Source organism: Labrenzia sp. CP4 (assembly GCF_001579905.1).
Lineage (GTDB): Bacteria > Pseudomonadota > Alphaproteobacteria > Rhizobiales > Stappiaceae > Roseibium > Roseibium algicola.
Genome location: NZ_CP011927.1, coordinates 2,179,441 through 2,196,074, shown reverse-complemented (window position 1 = coordinate 2,196,074; position 16,634 = coordinate 2,179,441). Strand labels below are relative to the sequence as shown.

Annotated in this window: 14 protein-coding genes; 7 read left to right on the top strand and 7 right to left on the bottom strand. The window is 60.3% G+C overall.

What is annotated here, in order from left to right; all coding sequences use genetic code 11:
- Window positions 1-52: 52 nt before the first annotated feature.
- Together ACP90_RS10175 and ACP90_RS10170 are read right to left on the bottom strand one after the other, a co-directional pair.
- Window positions 53-478 (bottom strand): universal stress protein, encoded by a 426-nt coding sequence (locus ACP90_RS10175; protein ID WP_023000675.1) that lies wholly within the window; start codon window positions 476-478, stop codon window positions 53-55.
- 69 nt (window positions 479-547) lie between these two features.
- Entirely contained in the window at window positions 548-1,336 is a 789-nt protein-coding gene (locus tag ACP90_RS10170) for a helix-turn-helix transcriptional regulator (RefSeq protein WP_062488248.1), read from the bottom strand.
- Window positions 1,337-1,642: 306 nt separating this feature from the next.
- Here ACP90_RS10170 and ACP90_RS10165 point away from each other — a divergent pair, with 306 nt between their 5' ends.
- A complete protein-coding gene (locus ACP90_RS10165) occupies window positions 1,643-2,869 on the top strand; it encodes an MFS transporter (protein ID WP_023000673.1) in 1,227 nt (408 codons plus the stop codon).
- 82 nt (window positions 2,870-2,951) lie between these two features.
- On the opposite strand, the gene ACP90_RS10160 is transcribed toward ACP90_RS10165, so the two are convergent.
- The 3 genes from ACP90_RS10160 to ACP90_RS10150 all read right to left on the bottom strand — a co-directional run bounded on the left by ACP90_RS10160 (window position 2,952) and on the right by ACP90_RS10150 (window position 4,327).
- On the bottom strand, window positions 2,952-3,272 hold the full coding sequence (locus ACP90_RS10160; protein WP_023000672.1) for a 2Fe-2S iron-sulfur cluster-binding protein: 321 nt from the start codon (window positions 3,270-3,272) through the stop codon (window positions 2,952-2,954).
- A 127-nt stretch (window positions 3,273-3,399) separates the two neighbouring features.
- Window positions 3,400-3,762: an Hpt domain-containing protein gene (locus ACP90_RS10155; protein ID WP_208984210.1), complete on the bottom strand. Its 363-nt coding sequence runs from the start codon at window positions 3,760-3,762 to the stop codon at window positions 3,400-3,402.
- Between the two features lie 250 nt (window positions 3,763-4,012).
- Window positions 4,013-4,327 (bottom strand): hypothetical protein, encoded by a 315-nt coding sequence (locus ACP90_RS10150; protein ID WP_062488247.1) that lies wholly within the window; start codon window positions 4,325-4,327, stop codon window positions 4,013-4,015.
- Window positions 4,328-4,609: 282 nt separating this feature from the next.
- On the opposite strand from ACP90_RS10150, the gene ACP90_RS10145 reads away from it, so the two are divergent.
- Entirely contained in the window at window positions 4,610-10,384 is a 5,775-nt protein-coding gene (locus ACP90_RS10145) for an antitoxin (RefSeq protein WP_062488246.1), read from the top strand.
- Between the two features lie 393 nt (window positions 10,385-10,777).
- A complete protein-coding gene (locus tag ACP90_RS10140) occupies window positions 10,778-11,056 on the top strand; it encodes a GIY-YIG nuclease family protein (RefSeq protein ID WP_062488245.1) in 279 nt (92 codons plus the stop codon).
- A 167-nt stretch (window positions 11,057-11,223) separates the two neighbouring features.
- Here ACP90_RS10140 and ACP90_RS10135 read toward each other — a convergent pair whose 3' ends face one another.
- Complete coding sequence (locus ACP90_RS10135) at window positions 11,224-11,757, bottom strand: MarR family transcriptional regulator (RefSeq protein ID WP_062488244.1); 534 nt, start codon at window positions 11,755-11,757, stop codon at window positions 11,224-11,226.
- A gap of 164 nt (window positions 11,758-11,921) precedes the next feature.
- On the opposite strand from ACP90_RS10135, the gene ACP90_RS10130 reads away from it, so the two are divergent.
- The 3 genes from ACP90_RS10130 to ACP90_RS10120 are packed head-to-tail and all read left to right on the top strand — an operon-like array spanning window position 11,922 to window position 14,788.
- Window positions 11,922-12,950, top strand: coding sequence for a TRAP transporter substrate-binding protein (locus ACP90_RS10130; RefSeq protein ID WP_228148033.1), 1,029 nt, complete (start codon window positions 11,922-11,924; stop codon window positions 12,948-12,950).
- A 2-nt stretch (window positions 12,951-12,952) separates the two neighbouring features.
- A complete protein-coding gene (locus tag ACP90_RS10125; RefSeq protein WP_062488242.1) occupies window positions 12,953-13,462 on the top strand; it encodes a TRAP transporter small permease in 510 nt (169 codons plus the stop codon).
- Window positions 13,463-13,480: 18 nt separating this feature from the next.
- Window positions 13,481-14,788, top strand: a complete 1,308-nt coding sequence (locus ACP90_RS10120; RefSeq protein ID WP_055655294.1) for a TRAP transporter large permease — start codon at window positions 13,481-13,483, stop codon at window positions 14,786-14,788.
- Window positions 14,789-14,872: 84 nt separating this feature from the next.
- Here the strand turns inward: ACP90_RS10120 and ACP90_RS10115 are convergent, their stop codons facing one another.
- Window positions 14,873-15,622, bottom strand: coding sequence for an SDR family oxidoreductase (locus tag ACP90_RS10115; RefSeq protein ID WP_062488241.1), 750 nt, complete (start codon window positions 15,620-15,622; stop codon window positions 14,873-14,875).
- A gap of 95 nt (window positions 15,623-15,717) precedes the next feature.
- Here ACP90_RS10115 and ACP90_RS10110 point away from each other — a divergent pair, with 95 nt between their 5' ends.
- Entirely contained in the window at window positions 15,718-16,632 is a 915-nt protein-coding gene (locus ACP90_RS10110; RefSeq protein WP_062491508.1) for an AraC family transcriptional regulator, read from the top strand.
- Window positions 16,633-16,634: the final 2 nt, after the last annotated feature.

The window sequence follows — 16,634 nt, the reverse complement described above, 5'->3', positions numbered from 1 at the left end:
TCGACCTTTCAAGGCCCTACAGCATCGAACAACCTGATCGCGGCTTGTCGCTCTAGCTGCGCAGCACCATGACCGAACACGGTGCATGACGGACAATGTGAGCGGCATTCGAGCCGATGAAGTAGGTCGACAGGCCGGGCTTGTGCGATGTCATCAGCACCAGGTCACAATTCGCCTTTTCGGCTTCCTCGATCACTTCATGATACACCGACCCCATACGCACGGTCACATCGACAGTGCCTTCAGGAACGTCCAGATCAGATGCGATCTTGTCGAGGATTTTCGCGGTTTCCTCGAATTCCCGCTTTTGCCAGCCTTCCGGAAGCTGGCTCGCCACGAAGCTTTGAACTTCCGGGCAAACGGCCATCAGGTGGATCTTGGAGCCATAGTCGCGGGCAAACTGCGAGGCTTTGGCAAGCGCCTCCGTGGCAAAGCCGCTTTCGGCCGGGTCAACGGGAACGAGGATTTTCTTGAACATGTCTTGTCTCCCCAAAAAATCAGGTCGACTTTTTGTGCGCCCGGAAGAGATGCACCGCCATGACAAGGATCAATCGGCTTCGACACCGTCAAAGTATCGGCCGGGTGTCACGCCGAAGGCCTTCTTGAAGGTCGAGACGAAGGCACTCGGCCCCTCGTAACCGAGCTTGTGGGAGACGTCGGAAACGCTTCGCCCGGACGCCAGCAACTCCAGAGCCCGGAACAGTTTCACCTGGCGGCACCAGGTTCGGTAGCTGAGCCCCGTCTCCGCTTTAATGCGCCGCTCGAAAGAACGCACGGAAGTCGCACACCGGTCCGCGGCCTCGCTGAGCGAGGGAATATGTGCCGGGCATCGGACGACGCCTTCGCACAGTTCGCGCAGACGGGCGTCCTGCGGCATCGGCAGTTGCAGGGGGGCAACCGGCAGCATCTTCAGCTGATCCAGGATTACCGCGGCGATCCGTGCCGCCGGTCCCTTGTCCGTCTCGGAGCGCGGATAGGACATGAATTCGAGAATGAGTGCCCTGAGCAGGGTCGTCACCTGCATCACCTGCGGTGTTTGCGGCAGATCCCTCGTGTAATCATACTGGACATAAATGTAACGCAGCTCCGTGTCGGTCAGATACCGGGTCTGGTGGCTGACCCTGGGCGGCAACCACACCGCCCGCTCGGGCGGCACGAAATAGGTGCCCATCTCCGTGTCGATGGCAATCGATCCCCTGATCACATGGAAGAGCTGCGCTGCATCATGCGAATGCCAGCCATTGTTCCGGCCCTGCAACTGGGTCCGCGCGTATCCGATAATCGGCGCGGCGACAGCCTCTTTCGGAAACTCGGCAAGTTCGGGATGAATGCTCATGCGCCGGATCGTATACCTTCACCCCGATATTGCACAGAGGGCCAATAGCACCAGAGGACCCGGCAACGCAGCACAATCGCGGCAACTATGCCCAGTTCCTGCCGGAAAGGTGAAAGGCTTTCCCTGCGCCAAGCCATGATTAACAAGGATAATTTCGCCTTATTACCGGATGCCTAGCGCAGCACCAGCCAGAATTTGGCGTGTCGGAAACATCTCATGACAAAACAGCGCTAACACGCAAACCCCAATTGGCGTTAGAAACGGCTCGCAACACTGCCGAACGTTTTCTTTTTCCACGGCCACACAATGTCTTACTTCACCCAGAATGCTCACCCGAACGAGGCGACCGGCTGGCGGTCTCCTGTGGTTCTCCTTATGATCATGGCAGGTGCCATGCAGCTCTCTTTTGCTGCCTGGTGGAACCTGATGAACAACTTCGCCGTCCAGGAGCTGGATTTCACCGGCCGGGAGATCGGCATTCAGCAATCGATCCGGGAGATCCCGGGCTTCCTGAGCTTCCTTGCGGTCTATCTCTTGTTGATGATGCGCGAGCAGACGCTCGCCTATGTGTCGCTGCTGCTCCTGGGCGTCGGCGTTGCCGTCACGGGCTATTTTCCGACCGCGATCGGCTTTTATGTAACGACGCTGATCATGTCGATCGGCTTCCATTACTACGAGACGATGGCGCAGTCGCTGTCGCTGCAATGGCTGCCCAAGGCAACGGCCGCTGCAAGCATGGGCAAGATCCTGGCCGTTGGCGCCTTCGCCCAGTTGATCGCCTATGGTGTCATCTTCCTGGCGTGGAAGATGTTCGAACTGTCCTTCACGGTGGTTTTCGCCATTGCCGGTGGGCTGACACTGGTCGTTCTTGTTTTCCTGATCTTCGCCTATCCGCATTTCCGTGAAGGCGTGCCGCAGCACAAGAAGCTGATCCTGAGAAAACGCTACTGGCTCTATTATGCCCTCACCTTCATGGCTGGTGCGCGGCGGCAGATCTTCACGGTATTCGCCGGCTTCCTGATGGTTGAACGCTTCGGCTATGACGTTCACGAAGTTGCAGGCCTGTTCCTCCTGAACGGCGCCTTCAACATGGTGCTGGCACCCAAGATCGGAAAACTGATTGTTCGCTTCGGCGAGCGAAAGGCGCTGGTTCTGGAGTATGTCGGCCTGGTCCTGGTGTTCATCTGCTATGCCTTCGTCACCAACGCGACACTGGCGGCCAGCCTTTATGTGATCGATCACGCTTTCTTCGCGATCGCCATAGCCATCAAGACCTACTTCCAGAAGATCGCCGATCCTGCCGACATTGCCCCCACCGCCGGTGTCGCCTTCACGATCAACCACATCGCCGCGGTGTTCATCCCGGTGGTATTCGGCTTCATCTGGCTGGTGTCCCCGGCTGCGGTCTTCCTGGCCGGCGCTGCCATGGCCCTGGTCAGCCTTGTGCTGGCAACCCTGATCCCGAGCAATCCGGAAGAAGGCCATGAAGTCGACTTCTGGTACCGCAAGCCTTCTGCCCAACCTGCAGAGTAAACTCTGTACCTGGACAAAACAAAACGCCCGCCGGAGTGATCCGGCGGGCGTTTTGTTTGAAATCCTGTCTGAACTGACCTGATCAGGCCTGCCGCTCAGGCACATGCACCACAAGGCCGTCGAGATCGGAAGTCACCTTGATCTGGCAGGACAGGCGCGAGGTCGGCTTCACGTCGTAGGCAAAGTCGAGCATGTCCTCTTCCATCGGCTCCGGAGATCCGGTCTTGCCGCTCCAGGCATCATCTACGTAAACATGGCAGGTAGCGCAGGCGCAAGCACCGCCGCATTCCGCCTCGATACCCTGGACCATGTTCTTGATGGCGTTTTCCATCACCGTAGAGCCTTCAGCGGCGTCAACGTCGGTCCGGGTTCCATCGGCGGTAACAAATGTGATTTTCGGCATATGTCGCGTCCAAGCCTGAATTTGCGGGTCTTCGAAGCACGACATAAAGATTTACGGCAAAAGGTCAAGGACCGTGCCATTTCCACGCGGCAATCTGCCTCTCCCCGTCCTGGGCGGGGTCTGTCCTTCAACCTTCCAGAAGGTCTCGGATGTAACGGTTTGCCTCATCGACCGCCGCAATCAGGCCTTCGGTGGCCGTATCGGTGCTCGAGCGCATCTTGCCTTCCAGATTTTCGCAAACGATCGCGACCCGCTCCGCGCCGATGGCCCGGGCAGACCCTTTCAGTGTATGCACGAGATCCAGGCGAACGGAATTGTCGGTTTCCTGTTTCAACCGCTCAAGCGTCGAGATGGACTGTGACTTAAACAGATGCAGGACCTGCACTTCTAGATCCCGGTTACCCAGCGTATTGGTTGCCAGCTGCACCAGATCGATCGGTGCCTCCGGACCGGCGCGTCCGGCGACGCGGGCCATGGAAGAAGGGGCCATAAGGGTGCTCCACATTACTCGATACCTGCCTGACGGCACCCCGCCGCAAGCTGTAGAGCCACAACAATGCGCCCCAAGCCCAAACACCCGGTTAAACCGGTTGCTCAAACCGTCCCTTTCGGCCCATGTCCCCAAAAAATTGATTTCATGGTTAATGCGTTTTAACGCAGGTTACGAAACAGGATTAAAAAAGTCCTTGCGTTTCCGCCGATTTCCTGAATCGCTAAAATTTTAATGATCTGATTCGCCGTTAACTTTTTTTGACTTTTTGACTTGCAGAAAGTGCTTCGATGGCGGCGGGCGTGAGCTTGCAGACCAGCCAGTCGGGCTTGATTGGGTTGGAAAACCAAGGCTCTGCCCAACCTGCATCGATACAGGAGCGGATTGTGCGCGCCGGAATTTCCCGGCCGTTGTCATCGAACAGAGGCAGCTTGCCTCCCGCCTGCCCGAGCCCTTTTTGCAACCACCGCTTTTGCGCAGCCGTCAACTTTCCCGCTTTGAGAGTAACTTCCAGAACCGTATTTTCAGCATCTGCCGATGCGTCAACCTGCTTTGAATCCGGCATCCAATCCGCCCCCTAAGTGACTCACGCTATTGCCGTTTCTTGTTCGTTAGGAGAGATTGTGCCATTACAGTTACTGATGCGGCAAGGTGGGGAGTGTACCGTCGAACGGAAAGTTCACGGTCGGTCAGCGGCGGCCCTCTCGCACGAACAGGTTTTGCGGCGTTGCCACAGCTGGGCAACGCTCGCAACGAGGACGCATCCGGTAGATAACTGTAAGGAGCTGCGCCAGCGGCTCTGCACGATTACCGGTGTGTAATGAGTACGGATGTGAGGCGACCCTAAATGGCAAATCCGACAAAGGCGAAAGATCCGGCAGAAGCGGCTCTCTCAGCAGTTGAAGAAGCCCTGAAACTTGATTTCGGCGGCCCGGATACCACAGAAACAACCTCCGCGGCAGAGGCTAGCCCTGCCCAGGCGGAACCGGCACGCCGGTCCCAGGGGGAAACGCGAGGCCAGTCCCAGCGCGAAGAGCAGCATCAGTCAAGACGCCGTGGCCGCGGCGGACGCCCGCCGGCAGCCAACGATGATCGCCGGAACATCGGCAACCTGATCTACTCCTTGCAGCGCCGTCCGTCTTCAGCGCCGTTCTGGGGCGCCCTCGCCCTCAGCGCCCTTTGGGCCGCGCTTGGCAGCAGCCTCTTCATGACAGCGTTCCCCGACAAGGTCGGATCGCTGACCGATCCCCAGACGCTGCTCAGCTCTCCTGAAATGATCCTGGCCGTCGTCGGCATCGTCGTTCCGATCATCTTCTTCTTCGTCATGGCAATGATGATCTGGCGCGCGCAGGAAATGCGCATTGTCGCCCGTGGCATGACCGAAGTGGCCCTGCGTCTTGCCGAACCGGAAGACATGGCCAAGGAAAGCATCCTCAGCGTTGGCCAGGCCATCCGCCGCGAAGTCGCCGCCATGGGCGACGGCATCGAACGCGCGATCGCGCGCGCCAGCGAGCTGGAAGTCCTTGTCCATAACGAAGTGTCTTCGCTGGAACGCTCCTATAATGACAACGAACTGAAGATCCGCGCCCTGATCGACGAACTGATCAGCCAGCGCGAGTCCATCGTCATGAACGCCGAGCGCGTGCGCGAAACCATCGCCGGTGCCCATGAGAGCTTCGCCTCACAGCTCTCCAGCACCTCCGGTGAACTCGGCAGCACCGTGGACCATGCTACCCAGCGCATGATCGATGCGGTCAACAGCCGTGTTGAAGAACTCACATCCACCGTCGACAGCCGCATCGAGTCTCTCGGTGCAACGCTGAACGCCTCCGGCAATGAACTGGTCGACAGCCTCACGGTCCGCGCGGAAGACTATGTTGCCCGCCTCTCGTCTACCGGCAACGATCTGGTCGACAGCCTGGCGGAAACCGGTTCCACCATGTGGGAAACGCTCACGGCACGTGGCAACGAGGTCAACGAACGCTTCGCGGACACCGCGAACACGTTCGTGGAAACCCTGTCCGCTCGCAGCACGACGATCAACGAGACCCTGGCAACTTCCAGCAACTCGGTGATCAACACCTTGAGCGAAAAGGCGGACGAGTTCCGGCTCACCCTGGAAACGACCGGCAACAACGTTGGCGAAGTGATCACGGCGCGCGGCGAGGAAATCAACGCCAACCTGTCGCTCACCTCCGGCCGTCTCATCGACACCATCACCTCGCGCACCGAGGAACTGGTGGCAACCGTCGACAACCGCGTCACCACGCTGGACGAGTCCCTTGCCGAGACCGGCAACCGTGTGGTCGAGAGCATTTCCGAAAAAGGCCAGGCAGTTACCGACACCATCTCGATCCGGGGTGCGGAAATCGTCGAGACCCTGTCCAGCCGGTCTACGGAAGTTGCGGAAATCCTGCGTGGCACCGGCGAGAGCATTGTGGTCGATCTGTCGCTGCGCGGCGGTGAAATCGCCTCCAAGCTCGACGAAACCGCAGGGTCCCTCACCCAGACCATCTCCGTTCGCGGTGGTGAGCTGGCCGAGAAACTCGACAATATCTCCGAACGTATCTACACCGCCATCTCCATCAACGGCAGCGAACTGGACGAACGTCTGGCTGCCCGCAGCAACGAGATGGCCACCATCCTGGAACAGCAGACCATTGGCTTCCGGGAGACCCTGGAAAGCGTCTCCGGCGAATTCTCCGCGAGCCTCGGCGACCAGACCGGAGCACTTACCCAGAAACTGGCGGAAACCGGAACCCAGCTTGCCGAACTCATCGGCAGCCGCGGCGACCGTGTCGCCGGCGACATCAACCAGATCAGCGGCAAGATCGCCGAAACTCTGGAAGTACGTGGCCAGGCGCTGCAGGACGGCCTGTCGAGCCGCCTCACCGAGCTGGAAACCATCGTCACCGATCGCGGCGGCCAGCTGATCGACGCTTTCGACACCAAGACCCTGCTGTTGTCCGAAGCGCTGGATTCACGCCTGTCCACGCTGGACACGACGTTCGCTACCCGTATCGACTCCATGGACGCCTCTCTGGGCGATCGCATCGCGACAATGGATGCATCGCTCGACCAGCGCTATTCGGCAATCGATGCAACCCTGACCGACCGTATCGCGGCCATGGATGCGACCCTCGAGCAGCGTTACACCGCCATCGACACGACCCTGACCGATCGTATCGCCACCATGGATGCGACCCTCGAACAGCGTTACACCGCCATCGACACGACCTTGACCGACCGTATCGCCACCATGGACAGCTCTCTGGAGCATCGCTTCACGACCATGGATGCGGGCCTTGGCGAGCGGATCGGCACCATGGATGCTTCGCTGGAACAGCGCTACGCTCTGATGGACGCCACCCTCACAGATCGCATCAGCACGCTGGACAATTCGCTTGAGCATCGCCTCTCGTCGATGGACAGCTCGCTCAGCGAGCGGATCTCCACGATGGACTCCTCTCTCGGCAGCCACATCAACACCCTGGACCTGACGCTCGATCAGCGGACCGCGGCCTTCGAGGCAACCCTGGAAGCCCGTACGCAGATCCTGTCCGATGCCATCGAGAACCGCACCACCGGCATCAGCGATGCGCTGGAGGAAAAGACCCGCAACATCACCGATGTACTTGCGGACCGTTCCGACGCCATCACGCTGCAGCTTGGTCAGCGCATCGAAGCGGCCGGCAACACCCTTGCCGAACGCGCCGAGGAAATCGGACAGTCCCTGTCGCAGCGCGTTGATACAGCAACGTCTGCAATGGCTGACAAGGCCGAGCTGATCTCCGCCTCCATGACCAGCGGGACCGACCGGATCGACGAGACCCTCGATGCACGTGCCCGCCAGATCTCCGAAACCCTGATTTCCCGCACAAAGGAAATCGCCAAGGCCTTTGTCGACGGTCAGGACGAGATGACCTCTGCCCTCGACAACCGTCTGGCGGAAGCCGGCAGCGTGCTGGGCAAGCAGAGCGAGCAGCTGACGGAATCCCTGTCCGAGCGGATCGCCGAGATCAACGTCTCCCTGGGTGCCAAGGTGTTCGAGGTTGCCGAAACTCTCGACAGCCGCGCCACCCAGCTGGAAACGCTGCTGAACGAGCGTCTGGAAAGCATTTCCGGCACCCTCACCGGCGAGAGCGAGCGTGCCCGTGACATTCTCACGGCCGTTATCTCCGAAGCCGGAGCAACGCTCTCCACCGAAAGCACGCGTCTGCGTGATGTGGTTCAGGAAGCGGTCACCGCCGCTGTCCAGACCCTCTCCGACGAACGCAATCGTACGGTCGAAATCGTCGACAGTGCTCTCAGCCAGGCGACGGAGAAGCTCTCCGGCGAAGGCGATCGCATGCGCCAGATCGTCCTGGGCTCCGTGGGCGAAGCTCGCGGCGTCCTGGTTGGCGAAAGCCAGAAGGCAGCCGATGCGGTTACCTCTGCAATGAGCCAGGCTACCGGCGCAATGTCCGGTGAAAGCGGCAAGATCCGCGAGCTGGTGCTCAGCGCGGTTGGCGATGCCGCCCGCGCCATGGCCGCCGAAAGCGAAAAGGCCCGTACACTCTACGCTGGCACCCTGGCGGAGTTCTCCGGGTCTCTGACCGGCGAAAGCGACAAGGTCCGCAACGAACTGTCCGGCCTGATTGCCGAAATCTCCGGCAACCTGTCCGCCGAAAGCGAGCAGGCCCGCATGACACTGGCGAAAACGCTGGAGGAAATCCGCGGCCAGATGTCGAGCGAAGCCGGCATGGTTCGTGCCCGCGTCAACAGCGCCGTTACCGAAGCAGCAGATCTTCTGGTCGGCCGCGGCAACGAGGTCGCCAACGAACTGCTGGACAAGGCAACCGCGCTCAACGAAGCCTTCGGCGCCCGTTCCGGCGAGCTGGCGAAGATCGTCGGCACCGACGGCAACGAACTCATCAGCGCCATCGAACTGCGTGCCAACGACCTTACCGGACGCCTGTCCGAGGTCCACACGGCGATCCTGGAAGCCATCACGGTCAAGGGCCGCGATGTCACCGATACATTCGCCCATACCGGCCTCGACGCGACCCGCTCGCTGGTGGAAGCCGGCGACCGTATCGTCGCCAGCATCAACGAGCGCAGCGAACAGGCAACCACCCTGCTCACCGACACCAAGCGTCGGCTGGAAGCGGACGTTACCGAGATCCTCAACAAGATCGAGACGTCCAACAGCAACCTGCAGGGCATCGTCGCGACTGCGGGCGAGAACCTCAACGAGGTTGAAGGCAACCTGGCCCGCCGCGCCGGCGAGTTCCGCTCTGCCGTCGACCGGGCGGTTTCGGAAACCAACTCCACCACGGCCCTCATCACCGAACAGGTTGCAAACCTGCGCGATGTGACGGACACCACGCTGGCGGACATCAAGAACCTCACCGGCCGCTTCGGCGACCAGTCGGAGGAACTGACCAAGGCAGCCCGTCACCTTGAAGACACCAACCGCTCCGTCGAGAGCCGTGTCTCCGAGCGCCGGACCGCAATCGAGGACGTTGCGGACACGCTTCTGGCGAAGACCGAAGCCGTCGACACGCTCATGCGCTCCTTCACCAAGACCCTGTCCGAAACGCTGGAAACAGCAGACGACAAGGCACGCGATGCAGCCAACATGCTGTCCGCGGCGGCTGAAGCAGCATCCAAGCAAGTGTCCGAGCAGTTCGAATCCATGCGCCTCACGGCAGGCATGGAAGGCCAGAAGGCCCGCGAAGCTATCCGCTCCGCACAGGACGACATCATCGCCGAGATGACCCGCACCGTTACCGAAGCGTCCGATCGCTTCAACGATGCGGCCGCCCGGATGCGCGATGTTGCCCGCGACGTTCACCGCGAGCTGGAAGCAACCCGCAGCGAACTGAAACAGGGTGTCCTGAACCTGCCGGAAGAAGCGGAAGAATCTTCCGCAGCGCTGCGCAAGGTGGTCAACGAGCAGATCCGCGCTCTGACGGAACTCTCCGAGATTGTCGCCAAGCAGTCCAACGCGCTCGACATCTCCCGGCCGCAGGCTCAGGCAACAGTGGCAAGCGCCGCTCCTGCTCCTGCCCCGCAGCAGCAGGCTCCGGTGAACTATGCGCCGGCAGCCCCTGCCCGTCAGCAGAGCGCTCCGGCAAGCGAACCGCGTCCGGCACCGGTCACCACTCGCCGGCAACAGCCGGCCCCTGCCGAAACCACCAGTTCCGGTGGCAAGGGTTGGGTTGCCGACCTGCTGCGCCGCGCCTCGCGCGACGACGATGCCGGTTCGGACACGGACATGAGCCGCACGCCGCTGCACACGGTTGAAAGCCTCAACTCGCTGTCGGTCGACATTGCCCGCGCCATCGATCACGAAACCTTCGTCGATCTGTGGAACCGCTACCGCAATGGCGAACGCCACGTGTTCACCCGCCGCCTCTACACACTGCAGGGTCAGCAGACCTTCGACGAAATCCGTCAGAAGTACTCTCGCGATCCGGAGTTCCGCACTGCCGTCGAACGGTATGTGGCAGACTTCGAGCAGCTCCTGGCCCAGGTATCGCGCAACGACCGCGACAACATGCTCGGCCAGACGTACCTGACGTCGGACACCGGCAAGGTCTACACCATGCTGGCCCACGCCAGCGGCCGGCTCGACTAAGAGACGGACAGTCAGACACGAAAAAGGCGGCCACTGGCCGCCTTTTTTATTTGCAGGGGCAAAAAACGGCCGCCGACTTCATCGCTGTACGCAAGCAACCCGTTCAAGGCCAATTACCTGCATGAGCTCAAAACGGTATCAAAATCCTCCCAAGCGAAGCAGAGCGTCGGGGGACACCCGCATTTCCGCTTGGATGGGACTGCGGGCATTCCAAAGTAACGCCCGCACCGACCCACCAACGCTCTGCAAACGAGTAGGCCCCGGGTCTCACTTCGTTCGCCCGGGGTGACGCCCTGCCTGGATTGATCCAGGGACGCAAAGCGACCGACGCCGCTTGACTTGAAGATGCAAAACGGTTGTACCGTCAAATGCAATTCACTTCAGAGGTGAAGCTTGACCTATTACGTTTACATCCTGGCAAGCCGGATGAACGGCACGCTCTACATCGGGGTGACAAACGATCTTGCCCGGCGCGTTGAGGAGCATCGCGGTGGGTCAGGCGGCGATTTCACCCGCAAGCACGGCATCGGCAATTTGGTATTTGCAGAAGCGTTCGACGATGTGAGCGAAGCCATCGCCATGGAGAAACGCCTCAAGAAATGGCGCAAATCCTGGAAAGTTCAACTAATCGAGAAGTCCAATCCCGAGTGGCATGATTTAATGGCACCCTAACCCCGGTGTCACCCCGGGCGAGCAGCGCGAGACCCGGGGCCTACTCGTTTGCAGAGCGTATGAGAGCTGGATGAGGCGATGCCTCTTTCAAGTCGGACGCAAGATCCGGCACGCAATGCCGTCTTAGGGCATCGCCCGGCCGCGGGAAGTCGAATGACCACCGCCTCTCAATCACTCACCCCGTCCAATTCGTCCGAGAGGTTTTCCCGGATCCGCCGGGTAACCGCGAGAAACCCCTCGATTTCCGCAGGTGAGAGGCCGCTGAGCATTTTCTGTTCGACGGCTTTCAGCTTGGGAGCAAGATCCTCGAAAGCCGCGCGTCCTTCCTCTGAAAGCTGCAAAAGAAAACTGCGGCCGTCGGCCTCGTTGCTTTCGCGTGTCAGAAACCCACGCTCTTCCATACGTTTCACGGCCCGGCTGACAACCACCTTGTCCATGCTGGAGCGGGCAACGATCTCGCTTGCCTGCAGTCCGCCAGAGGCCGAGCCGAGAATGGCCATGGTACGCCATTCGGCAGGCATCATGCCGTAATCGCGCTGGTAAACCGCTGAAAGAGCCCGTGTGACGTCGGAATAAAAGACACGCACCCGGTAGGGAAAAAATGTTTCCAGCTCGAAGTCGGGCAATGGCGTCTCCGGCGTTTCGCTCGCAATCCCAATGGCTTCTTGGGTCTCGGTCTCCGGATTGGTCAGCTTGGTCATCGGCGCTCAACAGTATTGGTTAGGTCGTCTGCACGATTTTACGATTGACTTGGTTTCATGTGTAACTATTTTGTTGCATATGTAACTATGTTTGGCATCACGTTTCAAGTCCGGGATCATACCGGCAAGAACGGCCTTCATGAAATGAAGGGGAGGAGAAAATCGTGAAACAGTTGAAGTGTCTTTCCATTCTCGCAGGTGTGGCAGCGTCCGCATTGACCGGTTTCATCGCCAGCGCATCCGCCGACGAACTGGTTCTGTCGTCCTGGCTGCCGCCGAAACACCCGCTCGTTACCGACGTGATGGAGCCCTGGGCAGCAGAAGTTGCCAAGGCTACCGATGGCCGCGTAACCGTGCGCATTCTGCCCAAGCCGGTCGGCTCGCCGCCCGAGCATTTCGACCTTGCCGCCGAAGGCATCGTCGACATCACCTACGGCCTGCACTCCTTCACGCGCGACGACCGTTTCCTGCGTTCGCGCATTGGCCAGTTCTCCTTCATCGCAAACACCGCAACCGAAGGCTCCAAGGCCTATTGGGACGTCTATGGCGGTACCCTCGACGCGCAAGGCGAACACAAGGGCACCAAGCTGCTCGGCCTTTGGGTTCACGGCCCCGGCATGTTCCACAACAACCAGCGCAAGATCGAAAAGCCTGAAGATTTTGCCGGTCTGAAGATCCGCACGCCGGGCGGCTATGTTGCGGACCTGTCTCAGGAACTTGACATCATCACCCAGTTCATGGGCCCGGGCGAAGTCTACGAGAAGCTGTCCCGCGGTGTCATCGATGGTGTCACCTTCCCCATGGAAGCGTTGCAGGCCTTCAATCTGACCGACTACACCAAATACTCCATGAGCCTGCCGGGTGGCTTCTACAACACCTCCTGGTTCATGGTCATGAATGAAGATGTCTGGGACGGCCTTTCGGAAGAAGACCAGGCGGCCATCGACAAGATTTCCGGTGAAGCCCTTGCCGAAATGGCCGGCGGCGTCTGGGATGGCGCAGATGCCCGTGCAGCTTCCTACATTGCCGACAAGGACATTGAGGTCTACGACGCACCGGCCCCGGTTCTGGAGGCGGTGAAGGAACTTGCAGCCAAGCATGAAGCCACCTGGGCGGCTGCCGTTGCCGAAACCGGCTTTGACGGCACCGCCGCTCTGGCCGAGTTCCGCGACAAGACCGGCATCAAGCACTAAGCATGTCTGCCGAATCCAACGGCCAGGCCCCTCGCCGGATCGATACGATCCGGCGAGGGGCCGGTTTCCTGCTCGGGCTGGCCTGTTTATGTGTGCTGGCCGCCCTGATCGGGCTAACCTGTGTCGACGTCGTCGCACGCTATGCCTTCAACAGCCCCGTGAACGGTGCCTATGAGCTGACGGAGCTGCTGCTGGCCACGCTGATCTTCCTGGCCCTGCCACTGACGACCGCTGCCGGCGAACATATCGAGGTGGAGCTGCTCGACGGGCTCAAGAGCGCCCTTCTCAAACGGCTCGGCACATTGGTTGCCGCTGTTTGCACGGTCGGTGTCCTGGCCCTGATCGCATTCAAGCTGTTCGAGCATGCCGAGAAGATGGACCGTCGCGGACAGGTGACGGATTCCCTTCAGATCCCGCTCTCGCTGATCGGTTGGCTGGGAGCTGCCTCCTTCGCGCTCTCCGCCATCGCCGCCATAGTCTTCGCGGCCAAGCGGTTCCGCGAAAAAGCTTGATACCAGTGAGTATTGAATATGCTTGAAGCTCTGATCGGTTTCGTTGCGCTCTTCGCGCTCGTGCTTCTGCGCGTGCCCATTGCAATTGCAATGATCATCGTCGGCACTGCCGGGTTCGCGGCCCTGCGCAACTGGAATGCCGCGCTGAACCTGCTCGGAAATGCGGCCTTCGAAACCGGCCTTTCGTTCACCCTTTCGGTGATCCCGTTGTTCATTCTGATGGGCAACCTGCTGACCATTTCCGGTGTCAGCCAGTCGCTATTCTCGACCGCTCACCACATGCTTCACCGCATGCGTGGTGGCCTTGCCATGGCGGCCATTGTCGCCTGCGGCGGCTTTTCGGCAGTTTGCGGCTCGTCTCTGGCAACGGCCGCAACCATGTCCAAGGTGGCCATGCCTTCCATGCGCAAGGCAGGCTATGCCGACAGTCTGGCAACCGGCTCCATCGCTGCCGGTGGCACGCTTGGCATTCTGATCCCGCCTTCCGTCATCCTGATCATCTACGGCCTGCTGACCGAGGCCGACATCGGCAAATTGTTCATTGCCGGCATCATCCCGGGCCTGCTGGGCGTATTGTTCTATCTCGGCGCCATTTACGTCACGGTTCTGCTGAAACCCGAGCTTGCGCCAACCGCGTCCGAAGACATGAAGCTCGAAAAGCGTGACGTCTGGGGTGTTCTGGCAGTTGTCGGGCTATTTGCCGTGATCATGATCGGCATCTACGGCGGCTTCTTCACACCGACAGAAGCAGCCGGCATCGGTGCTGCCGCCGCCTTCGTGATCGCGCTCGTGTCCGGTGGTCTGACGTTTGAAAAGCTCTACACCGCCGCGCTCAACTGTGCGCGTACCACGGCGATGATCTTCGCGATCATCATTGGCGCGGAAGTCTTTTCCAACTTCATCAGCTATGCCGGTGTGCCTGACGCATTGTTGACCTTCGTTCAGTCGCTCGACGTCAACGCCTATGTCGTCATTCTGGTTCTGGTACTGATCTACGTGGTGCTGGGGGCAGTGCTGGAAAGCCTGTCGATGATCCTGCTGACGGTCCCGGTCTTCTTCCCGCTGGTCAGCTCGCTCGATTTTGGTGGCGGTTTGCTGGCAGATCCGGAAATGGTGCTGATCTGGTTCGGCATCATCGTGGTGGTGGTGACCGAAATCAGCCTGATCTCGCCGCCGATCGGCCTCAACGTCTTCGTGCTTCGCTCTGTGCTAACGGACGTGCCGTTGAGGACGATGTTCGCCGGCATTCTGCCGTTCTGGCTGGCCGACATCCTGCGCCTGGCGCTGTTGATTGCTGTTCCGCTGCTGTCACTGGCGCTCATCTGAGGCTTTACCGGCCGGTGCATGGCCAGGAAAACCGAACGCCAAAGAATTGCCGGACGGTAGCCACACCGCCCGGCATACCTTTCATCAGGCCGCCAGCGCCTCTGCGTCGCTGCCGGCAGGAAGGTGGGCGGGACACGACGGATCGGTTACCGCCTGCCAGATGGCTTTGACCACATCTTCCGACCGGGTCGGTTCCTTGTCGGCATCTGCCATGAAGGCCCCCATCACTTCCTCGACAAAGGGCTTGTAGGCCGCAGGCGCCTCCATCGCGTCCGCCATCAACGCTCGTGCATTCGTGCCAAAGCTGGTCGAAGGTGCGCGGCCCGGCAAAACCAGCTGGACGCGGATGCCAAGCGGCGCAAGCTCCAGAGCCAGGCAATCGGTATAGGCATTCACGGCCGCCTTGCTGGCGGTATAGACCGGTAGCAGCGGCAAGGACTTCAGCGTGACACTGGAGGACACGTTGACGATAACGCCCTCGCCCTTCTCCCGCATCTGCGGCAGCACCGCGCGGATCATCTCGAAAGTCCCGAAGGTGTTGGTGTCGAATATCCTGCGCACCACGTCTTCCGACGTTGCCTCGAAGGGCGACAACCAGCCAACACCAGCATTGTTGACCAGCACGTCAACCGGGCCGGCGGCAGCCACGGCCTCGGCAATGCTGGTGTGATCTGTCACGTCCAGCGGCAGTATGCGCAAATGTTCGGAGGCCGGCAGCAAGGTGGCGTCGGGTTTGCGCATGGTCGCAACCACCCGCCAGCCCTCGTTCAGAAAATGCCGCGCCGTTTCCAGCCCGAAGCCGGAGGAACATCCAGTAATCATGATGGTCTTCATGACAAAGTCTCCTGTTGTTGGATGCTCCCCATATCGACACGACGGACAAAACTTTCTATCATGAGAAGTCTCAGTCTTTTTATCGAAAGTCCGAAATGGCAGATCCCCTGTCCGAAGTGATCACACTTCTGCGGCCCAGAGCCCCCTTCTCGAAAATCGGGGAAGCCTCCGGCCCCTTCCGGGTGCGACGGGACGATGTCAACGACGCGTTCTATTGCCTGGTGCTGATGGGGCGGCTCAACCTGGAAGTGGACGGTAGAGCACCGGTGATATTGTCAGCGGGTGATTTTGCACTGCTGCCCGCCGTTGGCGGGCTGACTGTCACCAGTCTCGATCCGCCACCACCTCCAGGCTATTTCAGCCAGCCTGTTTACGGGGAAGATGGTGTTGTGCGCGTCGGCATGCTGGACCCGCGTGAAACCCCGCCCCAGGTTCAGCAGCTGGTTGGCCATTGCAGCTTCGGCAGTCCGGATGCCGAGCTGCTGGTCTCTCTTCTGCCGGAGATGGTGGTTGTGCGCGGCGAAGATCGTCTGGCGTCGCTGGCAGCCCTGGTACGCGACGAGGCACGGGCCGATCGCCCTGCAAGGGATGTGGTGCTGGAAAACCTTCTACAGGTCCTCCTGATCGAGGCTTTCCGTTCAAGCGTCCAGTCCACTGCTTCCACCGGGCTTCTCAGCGGCCTGGCGGATGCTCGGGTGGCCCCTGCCCTGCGTGCCATGCACGGCGCACCGCAACAGGCCTGGTCGATCCGGGCGCTGGCCGGCGAGGCAGGCCTCTCCCGCTCCGCGTTCTTTACCCGTTTCAACCGCATTGTCGGCCTGCCCCCAATGAGTTACCTGCTCAACTGGCGCATGACGCTAGCCAAGCACATGCTGCGCTCAGGTCTCCACAGCATCGGCGAGATTTCCAGCCGGACCGGCTATGGCTCCACCAGCGCCTTCAGCACAGCCTTTACCCGGCACGTAGGCTGCCCGCCCGTCAGATACGGCAAGGCAGGTGCAACGACCTGAAC

Coding starts and splice junctions, on each gene's coding strand:
- ACP90_RS10145 (WP_062488246.1), top strand. CDS start 4,610: ATGGCAAATCCGACAAAGGCGAAAGATCCGGCAGAAGCGGCTCTCTCA.
- ACP90_RS10135 (WP_062488244.1), bottom strand. CDS start 11,757: ATGACCAAGCTGACCAATCCGGAGACCGAGACCCAAGAAGCCATTGGG.
- ACP90_RS10110 (WP_062491508.1), top strand. CDS start 15,718: ATGGCAGATCCCCTGTCCGAAGTGATCACACTTCTGCGGCCCAGAGCC.
- ACP90_RS10150 (WP_062488247.1), bottom strand. CDS start 4,327: ATGCCGGATTCAAAGCAGGTTGACGCATCGGCAGATGCTGAAAATACG.
- ACP90_RS10165 (WP_023000673.1), top strand. CDS start 1,643: ATGTCTTACTTCACCCAGAATGCTCACCCGAACGAGGCGACCGGCTGG.
- ACP90_RS10120 (WP_055655294.1), top strand. CDS start 13,481: ATGCTTGAAGCTCTGATCGGTTTCGTTGCGCTCTTCGCGCTCGTGCTT.
- ACP90_RS10155 (WP_208984210.1), bottom strand. CDS start 3,762: ATGGCCCCTTCTTCCATGGCCCGCGTCGCCGGACGCGCCGGTCCGGAG.
- ACP90_RS10160 (WP_023000672.1), bottom strand. CDS start 3,272: ATGCCGAAAATCACATTTGTTACCGCCGATGGAACCCGGACCGACGTT.
- ACP90_RS10175 (WP_023000675.1), bottom strand. CDS start 478: ATGTTCAAGAAAATCCTCGTTCCCGTTGACCCGGCCGAAAGCGGCTTT.
- ACP90_RS10115 (WP_062488241.1), bottom strand. CDS start 15,622: ATGAAGACCATCATGATTACTGGATGTTCCTCCGGCTTCGGGCTGGAA.
- ACP90_RS10170 (WP_062488248.1), bottom strand. CDS start 1,336: ATGAGCATTCATCCCGAACTTGCCGAGTTTCCGAAAGAGGCTGTCGCC.
- ACP90_RS10125 (WP_062488242.1), top strand. CDS start 12,953: ATGTCTGCCGAATCCAACGGCCAGGCCCCTCGCCGGATCGATACGATC.